The organism is Burkholderia sp. AU45274 (assembly GCF_030482505.1).
In the GTDB taxonomy this organism is placed as follows: domain Bacteria; phylum Pseudomonadota; class Gammaproteobacteria; order Burkholderiales; family Burkholderiaceae; genus Burkholderia.
In genome coordinates, this window is sequence record NZ_JAUJQE010000007.1 from 288,018 (window position 1) to 309,753 (window position 21,736).

Annotated in this window: 21 protein-coding genes and 1 pseudogene; 14 read left to right on the forward strand and 8 right to left on the reverse strand. The window is 65.3% G+C overall.

The features are described 5' to 3' along the window. Window positions 1–7 precede the first annotated feature (7 nt). Entirely contained in the window at window positions 8–304 is a 297-nt protein-coding gene (locus QZM35_RS25330) for an acylphosphatase (RefSeq protein ID WP_069253069.1), read from the reverse strand. A 176-nt stretch (window positions 305–480) separates the two neighbouring features. Between QZM35_RS25330 and hpnA the strand changes: the two genes are divergently transcribed. Both hpnA and QZM35_RS25340 read left to right on the forward strand, forming a co-directional pair. Beyond that, the gene (gene hpnA, locus QZM35_RS25335) at window positions 481–1,488 is read left to right on the forward strand and encodes a hopanoid-associated sugar epimerase (RefSeq protein ID WP_059780150.1); all 1,008 of its coding nucleotides are present in this window, start codon (window positions 481–483) and stop codon (window positions 1,486–1,488) included. 108 nt (window positions 1,489–1,596) lie between these two features. Beyond that, a complete protein-coding gene (locus QZM35_RS25340; protein WP_174973967.1) occupies window positions 1,597–3,051 on the forward strand; it encodes a phage tail protein in 1,455 nt (484 codons plus the stop codon). 118 nt (window positions 3,052–3,169) lie between these two features. Here the strand turns inward: QZM35_RS25340 and QZM35_RS25345 are convergent, their stop codons facing one another. Continuing rightward, a complete protein-coding gene (locus QZM35_RS25345) occupies window positions 3,170–4,357 on the reverse strand; it encodes a glycosyltransferase (RefSeq protein WP_301777016.1) in 1,188 nt (395 codons plus the stop codon). Between the two features lie 402 nt (window positions 4,358–4,759). Here QZM35_RS25345 and ispH point away from each other — a divergent pair, with 402 nt between their 5' ends. Beyond that, window positions 4,760–5,701, forward strand: coding sequence for a 4-hydroxy-3-methylbut-2-enyl diphosphate reductase (gene ispH, locus QZM35_RS25350; RefSeq protein WP_301777017.1), 942 nt, complete (start codon window positions 4,760–4,762; stop codon window positions 5,699–5,701). Between the two features lie 12 nt (window positions 5,702–5,713). After that, complete coding sequence (gene hpnH, locus QZM35_RS25355; protein ID WP_039349540.1) at window positions 5,714–6,874, forward strand: adenosyl-hopene transferase HpnH; 1,161 nt, start codon at window positions 5,714–5,716, stop codon at window positions 6,872–6,874. A gap of 231 nt (window positions 6,875–7,105) precedes the next feature. Here the strand turns inward: hpnH and QZM35_RS25360 are convergent, their stop codons facing one another. Both QZM35_RS25360 and QZM35_RS25365 read right to left on the reverse strand, forming a co-directional pair. After that, complete coding sequence (locus QZM35_RS25360) at window positions 7,106–7,594, reverse strand: hypothetical protein (protein WP_089428809.1); 489 nt, start codon at window positions 7,592–7,594, stop codon at window positions 7,106–7,108. Window positions 7,595–7,829: 235 nt separating this feature from the next. Then, window positions 7,830–8,207 carry a hypothetical protein gene (locus QZM35_RS25365; RefSeq protein ID WP_089433493.1) on the reverse strand — a complete coding sequence of 126 codons (378 nt, stop codon included), beginning with the start codon at window positions 8,205–8,207 and terminating at the stop codon, window positions 7,830–7,832. A 492-nt stretch (window positions 8,208–8,699) separates the two neighbouring features. On the opposite strand from QZM35_RS25365, the gene QZM35_RS25370 reads away from it, so the two are divergent. The 3 genes from QZM35_RS25370 to QZM35_RS25380 all read left to right on the forward strand — a co-directional run bounded on the left by QZM35_RS25370 (window position 8,700) and on the right by QZM35_RS25380 (window position 10,933). Beyond that, window positions 8,700–9,053, forward strand: a complete 354-nt coding sequence (locus QZM35_RS25370) for a DOPA 4,5-dioxygenase family protein (RefSeq protein WP_089428807.1) — start codon at window positions 8,700–8,702, stop codon at window positions 9,051–9,053. A 117-nt stretch (window positions 9,054–9,170) separates the two neighbouring features. After that, complete coding sequence (locus tag QZM35_RS25375; RefSeq protein WP_301777018.1) at window positions 9,171–9,527, forward strand: nuclear transport factor 2 family protein; 357 nt, start codon at window positions 9,171–9,173, stop codon at window positions 9,525–9,527. Continuing rightward, window positions 9,524–10,933 carry an MFS transporter gene (locus QZM35_RS25380; protein WP_301777019.1) on the forward strand — a complete coding sequence of 470 codons (1,410 nt, stop codon included), beginning with the start codon at window positions 9,524–9,526 and terminating at the stop codon, window positions 10,931–10,933. The genes QZM35_RS25375 and QZM35_RS25380 overlap by 4 nt, the downstream gene beginning before the upstream one ends. A gap of 67 nt (window positions 10,934–11,000) precedes the next feature. Here the strand turns inward: QZM35_RS25380 and QZM35_RS25385 are convergent, their stop codons facing one another. The 3 genes from QZM35_RS25385 to QZM35_RS25395 all read right to left on the reverse strand — a co-directional run bounded on the left by QZM35_RS25385 (window position 11,001) and on the right by QZM35_RS25395 (window position 14,100). Beyond that, entirely contained in the window at window positions 11,001–11,621 is a 621-nt protein-coding gene (locus tag QZM35_RS25385; protein ID WP_039349524.1) for a hemolysin III family protein, read from the reverse strand. 181 nt (window positions 11,622–11,802) lie between these two features. Next, window positions 11,803–12,009 carry a YbdD/YjiX family protein gene (locus tag QZM35_RS25390; RefSeq protein WP_011353713.1) on the reverse strand — a complete coding sequence of 69 codons (207 nt, stop codon included), beginning with the start codon at window positions 12,007–12,009 and terminating at the stop codon, window positions 11,803–11,805. 12 nt (window positions 12,010–12,021) lie between these two features. Then, a complete protein-coding gene (locus tag QZM35_RS25395) occupies window positions 12,022–14,100 on the reverse strand; it encodes a carbon starvation CstA family protein (RefSeq protein WP_089428804.1) in 2,079 nt (692 codons plus the stop codon). Between the two features lie 415 nt (window positions 14,101–14,515). Here QZM35_RS25395 and QZM35_RS25400 point away from each other — a divergent pair, with 415 nt between their 5' ends. Beyond that, window positions 14,516–16,090 (forward strand): anti-phage dCTP deaminase, encoded by a 1,575-nt coding sequence (locus QZM35_RS25400; protein WP_301777020.1) that lies wholly within the window; start codon window positions 14,516–14,518, stop codon window positions 16,088–16,090. 11 nt (window positions 16,091–16,101) lie between these two features. Further along, the gene (locus QZM35_RS25405) at window positions 16,102–16,284 is read left to right on the forward strand and encodes a hypothetical protein (protein ID WP_301777021.1); all 183 of its coding nucleotides are present in this window, start codon (window positions 16,102–16,104) and stop codon (window positions 16,282–16,284) included. A 280-nt stretch (window positions 16,285–16,564) separates the two neighbouring features. Here QZM35_RS25405 and QZM35_RS25410 read toward each other — a convergent pair. Then, window positions 16,565–16,721 (reverse strand): annotated as a pseudogene (locus tag QZM35_RS25410) (porin); the annotation flags it as partial. A 614-nt stretch (window positions 16,722–17,335) separates the two neighbouring features. Here QZM35_RS25410 and dapF point away from each other — a divergent pair. The 5 genes from dapF (at window position 17,336) to QZM35_RS25435 (ending at window position 21,725) form a co-directional block, all read left to right on the forward strand. After that, entirely contained in the window at window positions 17,336–18,139 is an 804-nt protein-coding gene (gene dapF, locus QZM35_RS25415) for a diaminopimelate epimerase (RefSeq protein WP_301777071.1), read from the forward strand. Then, entirely contained in the window at window positions 18,130–19,023 is an 894-nt protein-coding gene (locus QZM35_RS25420; protein WP_301777022.1) for an RNA polymerase sigma-70 factor, read from the forward strand. The genes dapF and QZM35_RS25420 overlap by 10 nt, the downstream gene beginning before the upstream one ends. Window positions 19,024–19,200: 177 nt before the next feature. Then, entirely contained in the window at window positions 19,201–20,223 is a 1,023-nt protein-coding gene (locus tag QZM35_RS25425; protein ID WP_301777023.1) for a LysR family transcriptional regulator, read from the forward strand. Between the two features lie 205 nt (window positions 20,224–20,428). Further along, window positions 20,429–21,184 (forward strand): SDR family oxidoreductase, encoded by a 756-nt coding sequence (locus QZM35_RS25430; protein WP_301777024.1) that lies wholly within the window; start codon window positions 20,429–20,431, stop codon window positions 21,182–21,184. A gap of 25 nt (window positions 21,185–21,209) precedes the next feature. Then, window positions 21,210–21,725: an Ohr family peroxiredoxin gene (locus tag QZM35_RS25435; RefSeq protein WP_089475879.1), complete on the forward strand. Its 516-nt coding sequence runs from the start codon at window positions 21,210–21,212 to the stop codon at window positions 21,723–21,725. Window positions 21,726–21,736: the final 11 nt, after the last annotated feature.

A 21,736-nucleotide genomic window follows, 5' to 3' on the forward strand; every position in this document is an offset into this window, starting at 1 on the left:
GCGCCTCTTATTGCTGCTGGAAGCGCTCGAAGCGTTTCTCGGTCTTGCGTTCCTCGAACGTCACCTCGGTCACGCGCGCGGCCGGCGGGCCGTGGCGCAGCCACGCGAGCATCCGGTCGATCTGCGCGCCGGGGCCCTGGATCATCGCCTCGACGGTGCCGTCCTCGAGATTCGCGACCCAGCCGCGCAGCTTCAGCGCATGCGCCTCGCGCACCGTCGCATGACGGAAGCCGACGCCCTGCACGACGCCGCGCACCCGCACGTAGTAGGTCTCGATCCGTTCGTCCAGTTCATTGCGGCTCATCGCGTCGCCCTCCCGTTGCATTCAAGCCCGGCATTGTAGTCGCGTCGGCCGCTTCGCACACGGGCCGGAGCCGCTTCATGCCCGTCACGGCGTGGCGTCGCCGCCCGCGCCGACCACGTACAATCTCGCCGATGCTCAACCGCCGCGCCGCCCGCGCGCGGCCCTGAAGGAAACGCATGACTGATACCTCCCGCGATCTCGTTCTCGTCACCGGCGCATCCGGCTTCGTCGGCTCGGCCGTCGCGCGCATTGCGCAGCAGAAAGGCTATGCGGTGCGCGTGCTCGTGCGCCCGACCAGCCCGCGCACGAACGTGGCAGATCTCGACGCCGAGATCGTCACCGGCGACATGCGCGACGAGGCGTCGATGCGCGCCGCGCTGCGCGGCGTGCGCTACCTGCTGCACGTGGCAGCCGACTACCGGCTGTGGGCGCCCGACCCCGACGAGATCGAGCGCGCGAACCTCGAGGGCGCGGTCGCGACGATGCGCGCGGCGCGCGCGGAAGGCGTCGAGCGGATCGTCTATACGAGCAGCGTCGCGACGCTGAAGGTGACGAGCGCCGGCGATCCGTCCGACGAAAACCGGCCGCTCACGGCCGAGCAGGCGATCGGTGTCTACAAGCGCAGCAAGGTGCTGGCGGAACGCGCGGTCGAGCGGATGATCGCCGACGAAGGGCTGCCGGCGGTGATCGTCAATCCGTCGACGCCGATCGGCCCGCGCGACGTGAAGCCGACGCCGACCGGCCGCATCATCGTCGAAGCCGCGCTCGGCAAGATTCCCGCGTTCGTCGACACGGGGCTGAACCTCGTGCATGTGGACGACGTCGCGCACGGCCATTTCCTCGCGCTCGAGCGCGGCCGGATCGGCGAGCGCTACATCCTCGGCGGCGAGAACCTGCCGCTGCAGCAGATGCTCGCCGACATCGCGCAGATGACGGGCCGCAAGGCGCCGACGATCGCGCTGCCGCGCTGGCCGCTCTACCCGCTCGCGGTCGGTGCGGAAGCGGTCGCGAAGTTCACGAAGAAGGAGCCGTTCGTCACCGTGGACGGGCTGCGGATGTCGAAGAACAAGATGTATTTCACGTCCGCGAAAGCCGAGCGCGAACTCGGCTACCGGGCGCGCCCGTACCGTGAAGGGCTGCGCGATGCGCTCGACTGGTTCGGCGCCGCGGGCTACCTGAAGTAACACAAAGCGGCGTGCTTCACGCCGCTTTGCGCACTTTGTTACACGTCGCGCGCGGCCCGCTACCGGCGCAGCGGTTAAAATCGCGGGTCTTACGCAGAGAAGACACGCATGAACCTGAACGATCAGATCGCTTCGCTCACCGTGGGCGTCGATCAGCTCCTCCACGATCACCACGCCGCGCAGCAGGCGGCCCGCAGCGCGGAAGCCTTCGCGCGCGCCGCGGCAGCGGAGGCCCGGGCGGCGGCCGAGCGTCACGCCGCCGCGGAAGCCGAAGCGCAGGCCGCCGCACAACGCCACACGGCAGCAGCAGCCGATGCCGAGGCGGCGCAGCAGCGCCACGCCAGCGCGACCGCCGCGGCCGAAGCCGCCGCCCAGCGTCATACCGATGCCACCGCGCAAGCCGAAGCCGCGTCGCAGCGCCATGCGGAAGCCACCGCGCTGACCGAAGCGCTCGCGCAGCGTCATGCGGATGCCGAAGCAGCGTCGCAGCGCCATGCGGCAGCGATCGCCGAAGCGGAGGCCGCCGCGCAACGCCATCACGCGGCTGCCACCGAAGCCGAGGCGGCCGCGCAGCGCCATGCAGCCGCGACCGTCGAAGCCGAAGCCGCTGCGAAGCGGCACGCGGAAGCGACCGCCGAAGCCGAAGCGGCCACGCAGCGTCTCGCGGCTGCCATCGCCGAAGCCGAAGCCGCCGCTCAGCGCCACACGGCTGCGATCAAGGAAGCCGAAGCGCTCGCGCAGCAGCACACGCAGGCGATCGCGGAAACGCAGGCCGCCGCGCAGCGTCATGCCGAAGCGACCGCCGAGGCCGAAGCCGTCACGCAACGCCATACCGAAGCGATCGCGCAGGCCGAGGCGGCCGCGCAGCGCCACGCCGATGCCACCGCGCAGGCGGAGGCCGTCACGCAGCGTCATGCGGAAGCGATCGCACAAGCCGAAGCGGCCGCGCAGCACCACGCGAAGGCCATCGCCGACGCCGAGGCGCTGGTCGAGGCCGTCGTCAAGGAAGCCGCGACGAGCGCAGTCGCCGCCACGGCCGTTGCAGCCGAAGTCGTCGAACCTGCACCGGCCGGTACGCCGGCGGCGGAACCGGCCGTGATCGCGCCCGCGGCGGCGGCGGCCGAAACGGTGGATGCAACGGCCGACGCCGAAACGGCCACTGTCGCGACGGCGCAAGCCGAAACGCCGGTTGAAGTCGAAGCCGAAGCCGACGTCGCCACCACCCCGGCCCCGTCCGACAAAGCGACGCTGCACGTGTCGCGCCCGACGCAGAACGAACTCACGCTGACCATCAACGGCGAATCGATCACGCTGCATCCGGAACAACTGGGCCAGCTGATCGAGGAACTCGCGCATGCGCGCGCGTCGATGCAGCCGGAGCCGCCGCCCGGCATCCCGGCCGGCTGGCGCTTCGTGACGACGAAGAACCCGATGATGGCCGTGCAGAAGCAGTCGAATGGCGACCGCCTGCTGGTGGCCCGCCACACGGGCTACGGCTGGGTGCCGTTCACGTTCTCGCCGGACGTCGTGGTTCAGATGTACATGATGCTGACGCAGCGCTGAGTACCGGCACGCCACAGCGCCGAACAGGCACCGTCCAAAACGAAACAGCCCGACCGGTTTCCACCGATCGGGCTGTTTTGCGTTCCGGCTGCCGGGAGGCACGCCTCCCGGGCAACACTCAGCGATCCACCGGCGCCTGCACGCGCGCCTTCCACTGGCCGCCCTTGCCGCGCCAGTAACGCCACGCGGACGCGAACGTCGCGCCGACGTAGAACAGCGCGACGAGCGGCAACGCCGGCGCCCACAGCGGCGAGCGCCGGTAGTAGCGCAGCATCGGCGCATACGCGGCGCACATCGACGCCCACGCGAGCCACGCCGGCCAGGCGCGCGCGCCGTACGCGAGCGCCGCGGCGGGCGGCACGAGATAGATGATCGTCATCCCGAGCAGCGTGCCGGCCAGCAGCAGCGGCGAGTAGTGCAGCTGCGTGAACGCGGTGCGCGCGATCATGTTCCAGATGTCGCGCCAGCTGTCGTACGGGCGCAACGACACGCTGCGGTCGGCCAGGTCGAGCCGGATCGGATGGCGGCCCTCGCCGCGATGCTTGATCTGCGCGGCAAGGCTGCAGTCGTCGATCAGCGCGCCGCGGATCGACTCGATGCCGCCCGCTTCCTCGAGCGCCGTGCGCTTGACGAGCATGCAGCCGCCCGCGGCGCCGGCCGTCCGGTTGCGCGGGTTGTTGATCCACGAGAACGGGTAGAGCTTCGCGAAGAAGAACACGAACGCCGGGATCAGCGCCTTTTCCCAGAACGAATCGCAGCGCAGCCGCACCATCAGCGACACGAGATCGCGGTTCTCGGCCTGCGCGCGCGTGACGAGCTGCGCGACGGCGTCGGGCGGATGGCCGATGTCGGCATCCGTCAGCAGCAGGTAGTCGGCCGGCAGGCCGAGCGTCTGCACCGCGGCGATCCCCTGCGACTGCGCCCACACCTTGCCCGACCAGCCGGCCGGCAGCGGCTTCGCGGCCAGCACCGTCAGCCGGTCGGCGCGGTTGATCGCGAGCGCGGCCGCGCGGGCCGCGTCGGCGGTGCCGTCGTCGCTGTGGTCATCGACGATGATCAGATGAAAGTCGCCCGGGTAATCCTGCTCGAGCAGCGAAGTCGCCGCCCGGGCGATCACGTCGGCCTCGTTGCGCGCCGGCACGACCGCGACGACGGCCGGCCAGCCGGCCTCGGCCGCCGCGCCGCGCGCCTCGGACGGCAGCGGCCGCGCGGGCACCGCACGCCAGAAGCCGCCGCGCGCGACGAGCAGCACGATCCAGATCATCAGCGACACGCCGGACACCAGGAATGCAAGAACCAGCATCATCGGCGCGCCTCCTGTCGGGCGCCGGCATCGGCAAAACTAATAGGGGTCTGGATCAAAACGCCCGAAACCGCACGGGCGGGCGGGCAATACGCGTAAGAATCGACGGTCATCGAATGGCCTTGAAATGAGCGCGACGCCGGGCAGCCGGAGCGGCTGCCCGCGAAACCGCGTAGTTTACTGGGTTCCGCGCGCGCCAGCGCCGACGCGGTTCTCCCGCAAATGCAACACGCCGGACACAGCACCAGAGCAAGGACTTCCCGATAGAGTTAAAATGCGCGATTAATTCGGGGTTCCGGGGCCTGGCCGGCCGGTTCGTTCCTGCCTTCATAACATCAAGCCGGGGCGAGCGAGCGAGTGCCAGCTCCTCGAACCCCGGCGTCTGTCGTCGGAGTTCGCTCACTTATGCGAGTCATCCTTGCCCAGCCCCGCGGCTTTTGTGCGGGGGTTGTCCGCGCGATCGAGATCGTCGATCGCGCGCTGCAACAGCACGGTGCGCCGGTCTATGTGCGTCATGAGATCGTGCATAACCGGCATGTCGTCGAAAATCTGCGTAATAAAGGGGCCCGATTCGTTGAGGAACTCGACGAGGTGCCCCACGGCGCTGTCGCGATCTTCAGCGCGCACGGTGTCGCCCAGACGGTCGAGCGCGACGCGGAAACGCGCGGGCTCGACGTGCTCGACGCCACCTGCCCGCTCGTCACGAAAGTGCACGTGCAGGGCCGCCAGTATGTCGCGGCGGGCCGCCGGCTGATCCTGATCGGCCATGCGGGCCACCCGGAAGTCGAGGGGACGATCGGCCAGATTCCGGCCGAGGTGATCCTCGTGCAGAGCGAAGCCGAAGTCGATACGCTGACGCTGCCCGTCGACACGCCGGTCGCGTACATTACGCAGACCACGCTGTCGGTGGACGATACGCGCGGCATCATCGAAGCGCTGCAGCGCCGGTTCACCGACCTCGTCGGCCCGGACACGCGCGACATCTGCTACGCGACGCAAAATCGCCAGGCCGCCGTGCGCGAGCTGAGCGAACAGGTTGACGTGCTGCTGGTCGTCGGTGCGACGAACAGCTCGAACTCGAACCGCCTGCGCGAGATCGGCACCGAAAGCGGTGTGCCGAGCTACCTCGTCGCCGACGGTTCGGAAGTCAAGGCCGAATGGTTCGCGCATGCGAAAACCGTGGGCCTGACCGCCGGGGCGTCCGCGCCCGAGGAGATGGTCGAAGATGTCATCGGCGCGTTGCGCGCGCTGGGTCCCGTCGACGTCACGACGATGGCGGGCCGTGAGGAAAAAGTCGAATTCAAGCTGCCGGCGAAGCTCACGCAAGCTGTCGCCCGCGAAGTTTAAGGAGGACATCTCTTGTCTATTCCGCTGCTCCAGCAAGTCCGCGTCGGCGCGTACATCACGCGCCAACACCTGTCCGGCAACAAACGCTATCCGCTCGCGCTGATGCTCGAGCCGCTGTTCCGCTGCAACCTCGCGTGCAACGGCTGCGGCAAGATCGATTACCCGGACCCCATCCTGAACCAGCGTCTGTCCGTCCAGGAATGCCTGGAAGCGGTCGACGAATGCGGCGCGCCGATCGTGTCGATCGCAGGCGGCGAGCCGCTGCTGCACAAGGAAATGCCGGAAATCGTCCGCGGCATCATGAAGCGCAAGAAGTTCGTCTACCTCTGCACGAACGCGCTGCTGATGGAAAAGAAGATGGACGACTACCAGCCGAGCCCGTACTTCGTCTGGTCGGTCCACCTCGACGGTGACGCGCAGATGCACGACCATTCGGTGTCGCAGGAAGGCGTGTACGACAAGGCGGTCGCGGCCATCAAGGAAGCGAAGCGCCGCGGCTTCCGCGTGAACATCAACTGCACGCTGTTCAACGATGCGATCCCCGAGCGCGTCGCGAAGTTCTTCGATACGCTGAAGCCGATCGGCGTCGACGGCATCACCGTGTCGCCGGGCTACGCGTACGAGCGCGCGCCGGATCAGCAGCACTTCCTGAACCGCGACAAGACGAAGAACCTGTTCCGCGAAATCCTGAAGCGCGGCGAAGGCGGCAAGCGCTGGTCGTTCAGCCAGTCGTCGCTGTTCCTCGACTTCCTGGCCGGCAACCAGACGTACAAGTGCACGCCGTGGGGCAACCCGGCGCGTACGGTGTTCGGCTGGCAGAAGCCGTGCTACCTGGTCGGCGAAGGTTACGTGAAGACCTTCAAGGAACTGATGGAAGACACGAACTGGGACAACTACGGCGTCGGCAACTACGAGAAGTGCGCGGACTGCATGGTCCACTGCGGCTTCGAAGCGACCGCCGTGATGGACACGATGGCGCATCCGCTGAAGGCGTTCGCCGTGAGCCGCAAGGGCATCAAGACCGACGGCCCGTTCGCGCCGGACATTCCGATCGACAAGCAGCGCCCGGCCGAGTACGTGTTCTCGCGTCACGTCGAGATCAAGCTCGAGGAAATCCAGCGCGCCGGCAAGGGCAAGCTGCAAAAGGCGGCGAAGCCGGCAGCCGCAGCGTAAGCGCGGTTCGCCACGCGGAGGTCACGCCTCCGCGCCGGCGGGAAAAAATGAAGCGCCACGGAGTCCGCTCCGTGGCGCTTTTGTTTTGGGCCGCGATTTTGCCTCGCGTTTCGCCGCCACCGTATCGATTGCCGCGACAGTCACGCATACGCTGAATCAACGCGACTGTGTCGGCTGCGCCGGTGCGTCCGGCCCTGTCTCCTCCATCCTCCCTGCGAAACCGGTGCGACGCTACGCGGCCAGCGATTCGGCCGCATGCATGCGCAGCTTCTGCGCCGCGCCCGCGACGAGCGCCGGCTGGCCGCTCGATGCAAACGCGCAGACGTGCTCCCACAGCTCGGCCAGCCGGTGCCGCGTGAGCGTCGTGACGCACGTGTCGTGCGCCGTGAGCACATGCTCGAGCACCGCGCATTCGTCGTCGCGCAGCGTCCATGCGCCGCTTTGCGACGCGCGCGCCACGCCCGCATCGAGCGCCCGTTCCGCATCGACGCACAGGTCGATGTCCGCGTCCGCGCATACCGCATCGTCGAGCGCCAGGAACACCAGGTAGACGCTCGTGCGCAAGCGCATCAGCAGCGCCTCGCTGCCATGCCCGCTACGCAGCGCGACGAGCGCCATGTGGCACTTCAGCGAGATGTCGCGTGCATGCACGGGCGGCAGCGGCAGCAGCCACTCGCGGGTCAGCGGCACGTGGCGACGGTTCTTCCGGGCGCCCTTCATGATGGGCTCCCGTCGGCAGGCGCATCGCTCGCGTCGAAAGCCGGCCATGCGATGCGGCACGCAGCGGCGTCGCGGCGCGCATCGCGCAGATACTTCGCACGACGCCGCGCGCCGTGCCCATCGTCGTGCCCATCGTCGCGCCGTGGCGTCGCTCGTGCGTCCGGCGGCCGGAGCGGCGCCGACGCGCGAGCGACGCCTGCAAATCGGATCGTGCAAGCCATGCTCGCCTCCTGCATCAGAACGTGTTCTCGCCCTTCAGGTAGTACGCGGTCTTCACGAAGAACGCCTTGACCGGATGGCCGCCCTGCGCATCGCGCGCGGCGCGCGCTTCCATTGCGGCATGCTCTTCGCGCGACCGGTCCGGCACCGGGTTGTGGACCCGTTCGAGCGCACGCTGCATCGCGAGCGGATAGTTCTGGTTGCCGGCCGACGTTGCGCGATAACCGGCGCGCGTCATCTGCATCAGTTGCGCGTCGGTTTCGGCACGCGCCGCCGACCAGCTCGACAGCGACGCATTCGAGGTGCCGTCGATGACGACGGACTGAGCGAAACTGACAGCGGGCAGCGCAGCGAGTGCGCAGGAAAGTACCGCAACGGGAACGAGGGATCGCATAGTGGCCTCCAGGTGGTTGTCCCCGCATCGATCATGTTCGACGATGCGTTGAAACCATCGTATGACGCGCTGCATTCCGTATGAATAGCCGATTCTGCAATTGATATTTTCGGTGTCGACACCCGGTGCGCAAATCGCGTCATGCGCGAATCCCGTCAAACAGGAATTTCTTTATTTCATTCAATGCCCTGATCGCCTTTGTTCAGACGATCCGAAGCAGCGCACGCCACGCTGTTTCAATTTCCGAAATGACATGTTGCCGATGCGATCACCACCGGCACACCCGCCGACAAGGCTTCCGGCGTGATATCGCGCGTGCGGACACTTCAATCGGTGGGCCCGTCGAATCGAACGGTTCTCGTGATTCAGGACAAGTTGTCGCTTCCGGATTGCCGGATCGAGACACGACGCGCACGGCAATGACGCGCGATAATCACGCATCGGCCGTTTCGCACGGCACCTCATGCATTCCCATTTTCATCGAGTCCGTCCATGGCTGCCCTCGACACCACCGCCATCCATAGTTGGCACGCACACGTCTATTTCGATGCGGCCAGCCGCGACGCGGCCTGGGCGTTTCGCCAGGTCGTCGACGAACGGTTCGGCACGGTCATCGAACTCGGCCGCTTTCACGAACGCCCCGTCGGCCCGCATCCGGCCTGGTCGTACCAGATCGCGTTCGACGCCGCGCGCTTCGACGAGATCGTGCCGTGGCTCGTGCTGAACCACGGCGCGCTCGATATCTTCCTGCACCCGAATACGAACGACGAACTGCGCGACCATCGCGATTGCGCGGTGTGGATCGGGAAGTCGTATCAGCTGAATCTCGACGCACTGGCCGGATAACGGCCGTCACGCAGCCGCCTGCGGCGCGGCGACATCCACGTTTCGGGTTGACGTGAAACGTCCCGCGGCGGCGCGCCCCTACAGTGGGTTCCGTTATCGATGCTTCGGGAACCCGTCATGTCACACGCCACCGCCGATGTCCGGCATATTTATGAAGGCTGGCACGCAGCCGTCGTCGCGCGCGACGTCGATGCGCTGATGGCGCTGTATGCCGACGACGCCGTACTCGAAACGCCGCTGATCGTCGTCACGCTGCCTGATCATGGCTCCGGCGTGCTGCACGGCAAGGCCGCGATCGGCGCATTCTTCGCGGCGGGCCTGCGCAATCCGGGCAACAAGCTCGGGCGCTGGTACCGCACCGGGTTGTTCTTCTCGGACCTGCGCGACGGGCTGATCGCGCATCATCGCGTGTACTGGGGATGGGTCGGCTTTCTCGCGCTGCGCGCCGCCACGCCGGCGCCGGAGCGCGCATGACGGCCGCCGCGCCAAACCGCGCCGCGGCCCGCCGTGTGCTCGCCGCGACCTGCGTGAGCTACACGCTCGTGCTGCTCGACGCGTCCATCGTCAACGTCGCGCTCACCGACATCGCCCAGACATTCGGCAGCCGCGTGGCCGGCCTGCAGTGGATCGTGAACGCGTACACGCTCGCGTTCGCGAGCCTGCTGATGACGGGCGGCACGCTCGGCGACCGGCTCGGCGATCGCGACGTCTATCTCGCCGGGCTCGCGGTATTCGTCGCCGCGTCGGCGCTGTGCGGCGTCGCACCGACCCTCCCGGCGCTCGCGATCGCCCGCGCGCTGCAAGGCGTCGGCAGCGCGATGCTGGTGCCCTGCTCGCTCGCGCTGCTCAACCGCGCCTTCCCCGCACCGGCCGCGCGCGCGTCGGCGACCAGCCTGTGGATGGGCTGCGGTGGCATCGCGATGGCGTCGGGCCCGCTGATCGGCGGCCTGCTGATCCATCTGTTCGGGTGGCGCAGCCTGTTCTTCGTGAACCTGCCGCTCGGGCTGGCCGGCATCTGGCTCGGCCGCTCGGTCGTGCGCGCCGCCGTCGTCGACGCATCGCGGCATTTCGACTGGGGCGGCCAGGCCGCGGCCATCGTTGCGATCGCGGCACTGATCGGCACGCTGATCGAAGGCCCGTCGCTCGGCTGGCGCTCGGCGCCGACCATCAGCGGCGCGGTGACGAGCGTCGTCGCGTGGAGCGCGTTCATCGCGATCGAAGCGCGGCGCCGCGAACCGATGCTGCCGCTCGCGTTCTTCCGCAACCGGCTGTTCGCCGGATCGACGGTCGTGTCGATGGCGTCGGCGTTCGTGTTCTACGGCTTGCTGTTCGTGCTCAGCCTGTTCTATCGGCAGGTCCGCGGCGCGAGCCCGCTCGATACGGGGCTCGCGTTCCTGCCGATGACCGCGATGGTCGCGCTCGGCGGGCTGGGTTCGGGCAGGCTGGTTGCGCGCTTCGGCGCGCGCGGCACGATGTGCGCGGCGTTCGCGCTCTATGTGGCCGGCGCGCTCGGCATGACGGGCATCGGCGCGACGACACCCGCATGGCTCGCCGTCGCGCCGATGCTCGCGATCGGCTTTGCATCGGGATTCATCTCGCCGGCCGCGACGTCGCCGGCGCTCGGGACGGTCGACCGGCGCCGCGCTGGTGTTGCAGCGGCAGCGCTGAACGCGGCGCGGCAGAGCGGATCGGCGCTCGGGGTGGCGATTTTCGGTGCGTGCATCGCGACGTTGCAGCCGTTTCCGGCGGCGATGCGGGTGGCGCTCGGGATCGCGACCGGATTGTCGGCGCTCGCCGCCGCGACGTGGTGGGTCACGGCGAGGCCGACACCGGCATCCGGCGAACCGGCCGCGCCGCTACAAACCGCCACGCGCCGGTAACGCAAGCTCCCGCAGGTGCGCGCGCGGCGGCGCAGCGCGCCGTCATTGTCTCAACGCCGCCTGCCGCTCACGCGACATACATCGCGACACTGACGAACTGGCACAGGCTCCCGGCCAGCACGAACAGATGCCAGATGCCGTGCCCGTGACGGATGCGCTCGTCGTTGATGAAGAAGTAGATCCCCGCGCTGTAGATCAGGCCGCCGGCCACGAGCCACGCGGTGCCGACCGGCGGCAGCGCGTGGATCAGCGGACGCACCGCGACGAGCGCGAGCCAGCCCATCGCCACGTACAGGATCATCGACAGCAGGCGCGTGCGCCGCCCGAGCGTCAGCTCCTGCACGATCCCGAATACGGCCAGCCCCCAGCTCACGCCGAACAGCGACCAGCCCCACGGGCCGCGCAGCGTGACCAGCGTGAACGGCGTGTAGCTGCCGGCGATCAGCAGGTAGATCGCCGAGTGGTCGCACTTCTGCAGGATCGCTTTCAGGCGCGGATTGCGCACGCTGTGATACAGCGTCGAGATCGCATAGAGCAGGATCAGCATCGCGCCATACACGCTGAAGCTCACCACTTTGTAAGGATCGCCTTCGAGCGCGCCCATCGTCACGAGCGCGACGAGACCGACCACCGACAGCACCGCGCCGACGAGATGGGAAATGCTGTTGAAACGCTCACCGACATGCACGACGTGTTCTCCTGCGGGTCCATCGGGAAAAGAGGAAACCCTATGATACCGGCCGGCGGAATTTGCCGTGCTGCGTTCAGGCAAACGGCGCAGCGCGCCGCCGGCCCGCCAAAGAAAAAAGCGCCGCGACATGCATCGCGGCGCTTCCCTTTCGATGACCGAACGGCCTGAACCGCCCGGTTCAACAGCACTTCCCCGCGCCCGACCCGTACCGCGCGTTCTGACGCTCGCGGAAGAATTCCTCATACGTCATCGGCTCGCGGTCCGGATGGGTCGCGCGCATGTGCGCGACGTAGGTGTCGTAGTCGGGCAGGCCGACCATCAGCCGCAACGCCTGCCCGAGGTAACGCCCCGCGCTGCGCAGGTCGCTGCCAAGATCGCTGAACATCGCGGCCTCCCCTTAACGTCCGCTGCCGAGCGCCTGCGCGGCCGGCATCGCTTCGTACGGCGTCTCGCGCACCGTCGGCTTCGACTCGCGGCGCGCGCGCAGCACGGCGATCACGCCGTACACCGCGATCGCCACGACGACGAAGATGAACAGCCCGGCCAGCGCCGCATCGATGTAGTCGTTGAAGATGATCCGCTTCATCTGCGCGATCGACTTCGCCGGCGCGAGCACCTTGCCTTCGTCCACCGCGGCCTGCAGCTTCGCGGCGTGCGCGAGGAAGCTGACCTTCGGGTTCGCGTCGAAAATCTTCTGCCAGCCGGCGGTCAGCGTGCAGATCAGCAGCCACACGGTCGGCACGATCGTCACCCACGCATAGCGCTCGCGCTTCATCTTGAACAGCACGACGGTGCCGAGCACCAGCGCGATCGCGGCGAGCATCTGGTTCGAGATGCCGAACAGCGGCCACAGCGTATTGATGCCGCCGAGCGGATCGACCACGCCCTGGTACAGGAAGTAGCCCCACGCGGCCACGCACAGCGCGGTGGCGACCAGGTTCGCCGGCAGCGACTCGGTGCGCTTGAGCGCCGGGTGGAACGTGCCGAGCAGGTCCTGCAGCATGAAGCGGCCCGCGCGCGTGCCGGCATCGACGGCCGTCAGGATGAACAGCGCCTCGAACAGGATCGCGAAGTGATACCAGAACGCCATCATCGCTTCGCCGCCGATCACCTGGTGCAGGATGTGCGCCATGCCGACGGCCAGCGTCGGCGCGCCGCCCGCGCGCGCGATGATCGTCGTTTCGCCGACGGCCTTCGCGGTCTGCGTCAGCATGTCGGGCGTCAGCACGAAGCCCCATTGCGTGACCGTGTTGGCCACCGCTTCCGGCGTCGAGCCGAGCACGGCGGCCGGTGCGTTCATCGCGAAGTAGATGCCCGGCTCGATCACGCAGGCGGCGACCAGCGCCATGATCGCGACGAACGATTCCATCAGCATCGCGCCGTAACCGATGAAGCGCGCGTTGGTTTCGTTGTCGATCAGCTTCGGCGTCGTGCCCGACGAGATCAGCGCGTGGAAGCCCGACACGGCACCGCACGCGATCGTGATGAACAGGAACGGGAACAGGTTGCCCGACCACACCGGGCCCGTGCCGTCGACGAACTTCGTCAGCGCGGGCATCTTCAGTTCCGGCGCGACGACCAGGATGCCGATCGCGAGGCCGAGGATCGTGCCGATCTTCAGGAAGGTCGACAGGTAGTCGCGCGGCGCGAGCAGCAGCCACACCGGCAGCACCGACGCGACGAAGCCGTAGCCGATCAGGATCCACGTGAGTTGCGTGCCCGTGAACGTGAACCACGCGGCGAGCGTCGGCGAATCGTGCACGTGCTGGCCGAACGCGATCGATGCCATCAGCAGCACGAAGCCGATGATCGACACTTCGCCGATGCGGCCCGGACGGATGTAGCGCGTGTAGACGCCCATGAACAGCGCGATCGGGATCGTCGCGGCGACGGTGAACGTGCCCCACGGCGAATTGGTCAGCGCCTTCACGACGATCAGCGCGAGCACCGCGAGGATGATCACCATGATCAGGAACGCGCCGAACAGCGCGATCACGCCGGGCACCGTGCCGAGCTCCATCTTGACGAGATCGCCGAGCGAGCGGCCGTCGCGGCGCGTCGAGATGAACAGCACGATGAAATCCTGCACCGCGCCGGCGAACACGACGCCGGCCAGGATCCACAACATGCCGGGCGTGTAGCCCATCTGCGCGGCGAGCACGGGCCCGACGAGCGGGCCGGCGCCGGCGATCGCGGCGAAGTGATGGCCGAACAGCACGTACTTGTTGGTCGGCACGTAGTCGAGGCCGTCGTTGTACTTGACGGCCGGCGTCATCCGCAGCCCGTCGAGCTGCATGACCTTGCTGGCGATGAAACGGCTGTAGAAGCGATACGCGATCAGATACACGCAGACTGCGGCGATCACGATCCAGAGGGCACTGACGCGTTCGCCGTGAGCGAGTGCGATCGTGCCGAACGCGAACGCGCCGAGCAGCGCGACCGCGATCCAGAGCAGGGTACTGGAAGCCCGATTCATGGCGTCTCCTGGTCTCCAATGTGTTTTTGAGTGGATGCGGCGAGGGGCCGAACCCGCGTGACGTCGATGCGTCGTGCCGCAGCCTCGCAGAGGTCGCGGCGATGGGCCGTAGTATTCCGCGCGACCGGGGCGGCTTACAAGCGGATAACTACGTATGCGGAGCTACGTAGAATTACGTAGGCGCATGGCGCGGGCACGACGTCGTCGCCATGTTGCGCAAATGTCCAGCTGCGTGCGGGAAGAGACTTGTAATCACCTTTGCCTGAGGTGTCACGAAGTTGAGTTTTCAGGGCGGACAGAAGGCGGAGTAGCCGAATATTGACTCGGCCAAGATAGAGGTATGTACCTATATAACGACGGTTATCATGGTATAAAGTGTAACAGAAAAAATTAAAACTTCTTCCAAAATTATGTCATGACCAAGAAATCAAAATCAGCGGGGCGTAAGTCGAGAGATTTGGGTGCAGTAGATAGTGATTTGGCGCTGCCAGCGTCAACGGTCCCAGCTGAGGGCATCGAACTGGTCTTCGGATTGGTCGGACCTACTGGCGTAGATTTAACAATGGTTTGTGATGCTCTCCGTGCTCAGCTTACAAATGTAGGATATGAACCGTTTGTGGTGAACCTGAGCAAGCTGATACCAAGGATCACTAAGCCGAATGCGTTCGAGCCAGCCAATGAATATGATCGGATCAAGTCACTCATGAAGATGGGGACGAAACTACGAGAAAATACTGGGCAGGCTGATATTGTTGCGAGATTAGGGGTTGCGGAAATTCGGGCATTGCGAGAGGCTCGAAACAATAATCCGTTAAAACCGATCCCACGGGCCGCATATATTGTTCGATCTCTTAAAAGACCCGAGGAGGTCGAGTTGTATAGAACAATATACGGAAAGGCATTTACGCTGATCTCGGTTTATTCTCCACGAGATGCTCGGTTGAAGCATATGCGTAGGAAATTTTCGCAAATTGCTGGTGTAAGCAGAACTGCCGATGAGTTGGCGGCGGAGCTTATTAATCGAGATTACGCGGAAGAGGGTAGTAAAAGGTATGGCCAAGGCGTAAGTGAGACCTTCCCGTTGGCCGATTATTTTCTGACAACCGATTCGAAAATGGTTGTTGAAGAAAATGTCAAGCGACTAATATACTTGATTTTTGGCGACCCCTATATCTCGCCGACCCGCGATGAGCAGGGCATGTTCTTTGCACAAGCCTCTGCTCTGCGTTCATTAGATCTGTCCCGCCAAGTTGGGGCTGCCATTATTTCAAGGGACGGTGATCTGTTATCTACTGGTTGCAACGAAGTACCCAAGCATGGCGGAGGACTTTACTGGGGCGAAGATTCGAACCGAAAACGAGATGTAGAGATTGGGCACGATACTAACGTCGCAATTAAGCGCGAGATAGTCGAGGACGCATTTGCACACCTCCGCGAAGCGGGTTGGTTGTCGGATGAGGCTAAGAAGAAAAATAACTCGCTGCTTGCGGATGAAAGTTTATTTGTTGGCAAGGCATTTTTGCGAGGATCAAAATTATTCGATGTTATCGAGTTTGGCCGCGCTGTTCACGCTGAAATGGCCGCAATTACGCAGGCGGCCAGAAATGGAATATCTTTGTCCGGAAACAGACTGTTTTGCACAACTTTTCCATGTCATATATGTGCACGCCATATTGTTTCGAGCGGATTGTCGGAAGTTGTGTTCATTGAACCTTACGAGAAAAGTCGCACTAAAGATTTGTATGATGATTCGATTGCCGTTGAACCATCGGAGCCGTCATCAACCAAGTCTAACTTTCGCGCCTTCGTGGGGGTCGCTCCTCGGCGTTATATGGCGTGGTTTAAAATGGCGTCGGATCGAAAGGACAAAATGGGGAGCACGCTTAATCTAAGTAACTATGCAAAAACGCCACGAGTTAAAAGATATGTTTTGACTTATCTTGCCCTTGAGGATATAATAATCAAGGAAACTATTATGCCCGCGAAGTAAAGGAGAGCGCTATGGAAGATAAACAAACGGTCCGATTTCTGGCCCAGTTTGAAGCCTCTAAAAAGAATGTTGCAGAATGGCCGGGCTGGATGCGAGATGCAGCAAAAGTTGCAACTGCATCATTTCCAGAGAGTCAAGTAGGAAAAGATGCTATGAAAGGCACTGCTCACGAAAAGCAAGCGAAAGCTAAGTAATTAAAATTCGTCGAATGATTTTGGCGCTTGAATGCGTCGGGGGTACTTTCTGTCCCTGCGCTAATAAGTGCCAATTTTGTGCTTGTTTTGTCTGGATTCGATGAGCTATTTGCCATCCGAAGGCAGCGTTTGACCACCATCAAGAGTCGTCTAACTTGCTCCCAGAATGCGGCTGAAACTCCCATGTAATTGGGAACTGTATTTCCACAAAAAATTGGAGGAAGTGGCGGAAAGTATTGATTTGATGTGGTTTTGTGTCCGCAAGCCGTGCACATTCGTGCGATATGTACACAACCGCATTGCCCGCGCGATACCCCGTGTCGAGAGAGTCGATATCGCCGGGATGCGCACCAAAATACCCGGTCAGCCATTGGGTAGGGCCGTACGGAATATGCCGTATATTGAGGCCCGACGGTCAAGGCACCGTAGGCCGGGTTAGGATTACGGATTCAGTCTCAAGACCACGCTGCGCATTCAGGCCGAGGGGATCAAGCAGTAATGAAACGGCAGAGGCCGGCCGGCGGCGGGAAGAAGACTACGTTAGCGTAATTTCGCACTAGCGGTTCACTCAGCTGCGGACCTGATGGGTTTGCCGGTCCCAAGCATCCTGATTATTGGTAGCCCAACGAAGAACATCAGCGAAGGTGAAAATCCCGAGTTGGTGCGTGCTCAAACAACGAGATCGACAAGCTGACCAAGGAGCGAGAGGACCAACCAATCCAGTTCTCTCCAATAGATTCCCATCTAGTTTTGCGCTAGGACGACTTTGCTGACGTCATGCTGACGCGCATGACGGACAAGCCTGACCGTCAAACGCCTCGTCAATCATTCGCAGCCCCTATGCGCCGCAGCAACAACGCCTCGGCGGCCAGCGAATGCCACCAATACTCATCAAGCGCTAGGCGATCAAAACGCTCGACGCGGGAATAGTTACAAAATTACCTATAGCGCTTGGAAAAGGCACAAATTTGTGCAAACCAACGTCGTGCGGTGATTGATCGCGAACGGCGAGCCACATACAGTGTTCACCTGCCTCCCTTCCGGAACTGTCATGCCGCTCAGATTTCAGAAGATGAACGCAAATGGCGACGACTTCGCCATCGTCGACCTGCGCGGTCAGGATCAAGCGCCCCCCATCGCCCCGGATCTGGTGCGGCGCATGGGCGACCGGCGTTTCGGCATCGGCTTCAACCAGCTCGCGGTCGTGTCGGACTGCGACGACGCGGCGGCCCGCGTCGCGTTCTGGAACGCGGACGGCACGCCGCTCGACACCTGCGGCAGCGCGACGCGCGGCGTCGCATGGCAACTGATGCGGGAAACCGGCCTGTCGTCGCTCGTGCTGCGGACGCCCCGCGGGTATCTCGTGTGCTCGACGGAGGCGAACGGCCTGATCACCGTCGAAATGGGCCGGCCGCTCACCGGCCGGCGCGACGTGCCGCTCGCCGAGGCCCTCGACACCCTCGCGCTGCCGCTGCCCGGCGCGCCGGCCGCGTGCAACATGGGCAATCCGCACTGCACGTTCTTCGTCGACGATCTCCGCGCGATCGATGTCGCGGTGCTCGGCCCGGCCATCGAAACGCACCCGCTGTTTCCGCGGAAAACCAACGTGCACTTCGTTCAGGTCATCGATCGCACGCATATTCGCCTGCGCATCTGGGAGCGCGGCGGCGGCGTGCCGCTCGGTTCGGGATCGTGTTCGTGCGGGGCGGTCGTCAATGGCATCCGGCGCGGGTTGCTCGACGAGACCGTGCGGGTCGAGTGCGACGGCGGCGACGTGACGGTGCGTTGGGACGGCGCCGGCAGTGTGCTCCTGAGCGGGCCGGTCACATTTGGGTTCAGCGGAGTATGGCCGTGACGGCCGACGACGCACACACGTTCCAGGCACTGCGTCCGCGCCTGCAGAAGATCGCGTACCGGATGCTCGGCTCCATCGCGGACGCCGAGGACATCGTGCAGGACGTCTGGCTGCGCTGGCACGACACGGCACGCGACGGGATCGAGAACACCGAAGCGTGGCTCGTCGCCGTCACGACACGCACGTCGATCGACCGCCTGCGCGCGGCAAAGATCCGGCGCGAGCAATACGCGGGGATCTGGCTGCCCGAGCCGGAACTCGACGCATCACCGGCCACGCCCGAGGAAATGACCGAGCGCGCGAACGACGTGTCGGTCGCGTTCCTGCTGCTGCTCGAACGGCTGACGCCGGAGGCGCGCGCCGCCTTCCTGCTGCATGAAATCTTCGAGATCGACTACGACCGGATCGCCGACGCGATCGGCAAGTCCGAAGCCGCGTGCCGGCAACTCGTCAGCCGTGCCAAGGCGCGGCTGCGCGACGACGCCTCGCCTCGCCACGCGGTGCCGCGCGAAACGCACCACCGGTTGCTGCAGACGTTCTCGCACGCGCTCGCGCAGGGCGACTTCCCGTCGATCCAGGCGCTGCTCGCCGAAGACGCGATCCTGATCGGCGACGGCGGCGGCAAGGTCCGGAGTGTCCCGAGGCCCATGGTCGGCAGCCGGCGTGTCGCACAACTGTTCTATGCGACGTGGCTGCGCCACGGCAGCGGGGTCGAGATGCGGTCCGTCGTGCTCAACGGCCAGTGGGCCATGCTGCGCTTCATCGACGGACAGCTCGACGCCGCGATGTCGTTCGAGACCGACGGTACACGCATCGTCCGGATTCTCGTGCAGCGCAACCCCGACAAGCTCGCCCGGCTCGCGGCAACCTGCACCGCCGGTTGACGTGCGCGCCTCGAGCGCCAGCGAAGCTCGTACTCGTGCTCGTGCTCGTGCTCGTGCCGGCAAAAATCCTGCCCGCCCGCCGCCGCGTCGCTTTTTTAGAAAAATTGGCGGGCGGTGTCACAGGCCGCTGTGCTGAAACGTCTAGTCGCGTATGGACACCACGATTCCAGCACCTTTATGCCAGATACTTCCATCCGCCGCCCTGACGCCGACGATCCGTTCGCGCGCAGCTTCTCGACCTGCTACGCCGGCGTGGTCACCTTCCTGGCCGTCGTCACCGAAGGCAGCTTCGCGCGCGCCGCCGATCGCCTCGGCGTCGGCCGCTCGTCGGTCAGCCGCCACGTGCAGCGGCTCGAGGACCGGCTCGACGCGCGCCTGTTCCAGCGCACGACGCGCAGCATGTCGCTGACGCGCGAAGGCGAACGCTTCTATGAAAACTGCCGCCCCGGCATCGAACAGCTCGCGCAGGCGCTCGAGGACATGCGCGAGCTGCGCAGCGGCCCGCCGAGCGGACACCTGCGGATCGGCTCGACGCCCGGCTTCGGCCGCAAGATCATCGCGCCGCTGCTGGGCGATTTCCACGCGCAGTATCCGGACATCACGCTCGAGCTGCTGCTGAACGACCGGCCGGCCGATTTCTCCGCCGACCGCATCGACGTCGCGTTTCGCGACGGTCGCATGGAGGACAGCGCGATCGTCGCGCGCCAGTTGATTCCGATGCAGATGATCGTCTGCGCGTCGCCGTCGTACGCGCACCGGCACGGCTTGCCGCGTCACGTGGACGAGCTGGCGCAGCATCGCTGCATCAACCTGCGCACCGCGTCGGGCCGCGTGACGGAATGGGAATTCAAGGTCGACGGGCTGGCGCAGCAGCACCAGCTCGCCGCGCATCACACCTTCAACGACACGGATCTGGTCGTGCGCGCGGCGCTCGACGGGCTCGGCATCGCGCAACTGCCCGCGTACCAGGTGTGCGACCTGCTCGCCGACGGGCAACTGGTGAGCTGCCTCGGCCAGCACGCGCCGGACGACGGCGGACACTATCTGTGTTACCTGAGCCGCAAGCACCTGCCGACGCGCATCCGCGTATTCATCGACTACATGATCGAACAGACGCGCGCACGCGACCTGCAGTGCCTGACGACGATGACCACGGTGACCACTGTAACGACGACGGCACCGCTGGAGCCGGTCGATTGATGCATTCGAAGCAACACCGTGAGCACCTGTGGGGCTCTACCGGATCGCGCGGCATCTGCCTACGATGCGGGTTGATCGAACGGCGTGCGGGCATCGCGGCGCGCCATTCGGCAACGTGCCGGCGCACGCGTGCGAATGCGATGCGCGCCGGCTTCGACCGATTCAGGCGGCGCGTCTCTCGCGCGCCCGTTCAAGGAGAGCAATCGTGAAGATCGTCGTGATTGGTGGTACCGGCCTCATCGGCAGCAAAGTCGTCAGGAACCTGATCGCGCGCGGCCACGACGCCCTGGCGGCAGCGCCGTCGACCGGCGTCGATACGATCACGGGCGCGGGGCTGGGCGACGCGCTGGCGGGCGCGGACGTCGTGGTCGATCTCGCGAACTCGCCGTCGTTCGAGGAAGCGGCCGTGAAGGCATTCTTCGAGACGTCGGGGCGCAACCTGTTCGCCGCGGAGCGCGCGGCGGGCGTGCGCCATCACGTCGCGCTGTCGGTGGTCGGCACCGACCGCCTGCAGCAAAGCGCGTATTTCCGCGGCAAGCTCATTCAGGAAGACCTGATCCGCGCAGCAGGCGTGCCTTATACGATCGTACGCTCGACGCAGTTTTTCGACTTCGTCGGCGCGATCGCACAATCGAGCGCCGATGGCGACACCACGCGGCAGGCCACCGCGTTCTTCCAGCCGATTGCATCCGACGACGTCGCGGCCGCCGTCACCGATGTCGCGCTCGACGCACCGCGCAACGGCATCGCCGAAATCGGCGGCCCCGATCGGGTGCGGATCGCCGACCTGGTCGAGCATTTCCTGAAGATCACGCACGACCCGCGCACGGTGGTCAGGGACGCAGGCGCCGATTACTTCGGCGCGATACTGCAGGACGACACGCTCGTCCCCGCGCCCGGCGCGCGCCTCGCTGCGACGACCTTCGATACGTGGTTCAAAAAAAACCAGCCCGCGCGCTGAGCCGCACCGCAGGATCGCGCACACCATGACGCCGCTACGGCCGCCGCCGCTCTCGCTGCTCGACAAGTATCGCGGGCGGGAACCACAGACGCTCTATTCGACGACGGTGACCGTCACGGGCGGGGCAGCGGAGCATGGCCGCGCATCGGGTGTCGCGCGTTCCGACGACGGCCGCCTCGACGTGGCGCTGCGCCTGCCGTCCGCACTCGGCGGGCCGGGCGACGGCCCGAACCCGGAGCAACTGTTTGCCGCGAGCTATGCGGCGTGCTTTCACGGGGCGCTGAGCCTGCTCGCCACGCGAGCCGGCGTGTCGATCGCCGGCGCGTCGGTCAGCGCATCGGTCGACTTCTGCCGCGATCCGGTGGATGGGCTGTTCATGCTGAACGCGAACATTCGCGTGCAGCTGCCGGGGGTCGAGCGCACGGTGGCGGAAGAACTCGTCCGCAATACCGAGCGCTTCAGCCCTTATACGAAGATGGCGCACGAAGGCATCAGCCACATTGTGGCGCTCGCGCCACCGGACGATCCGTCGAACGGCTGACCGCAAACAAA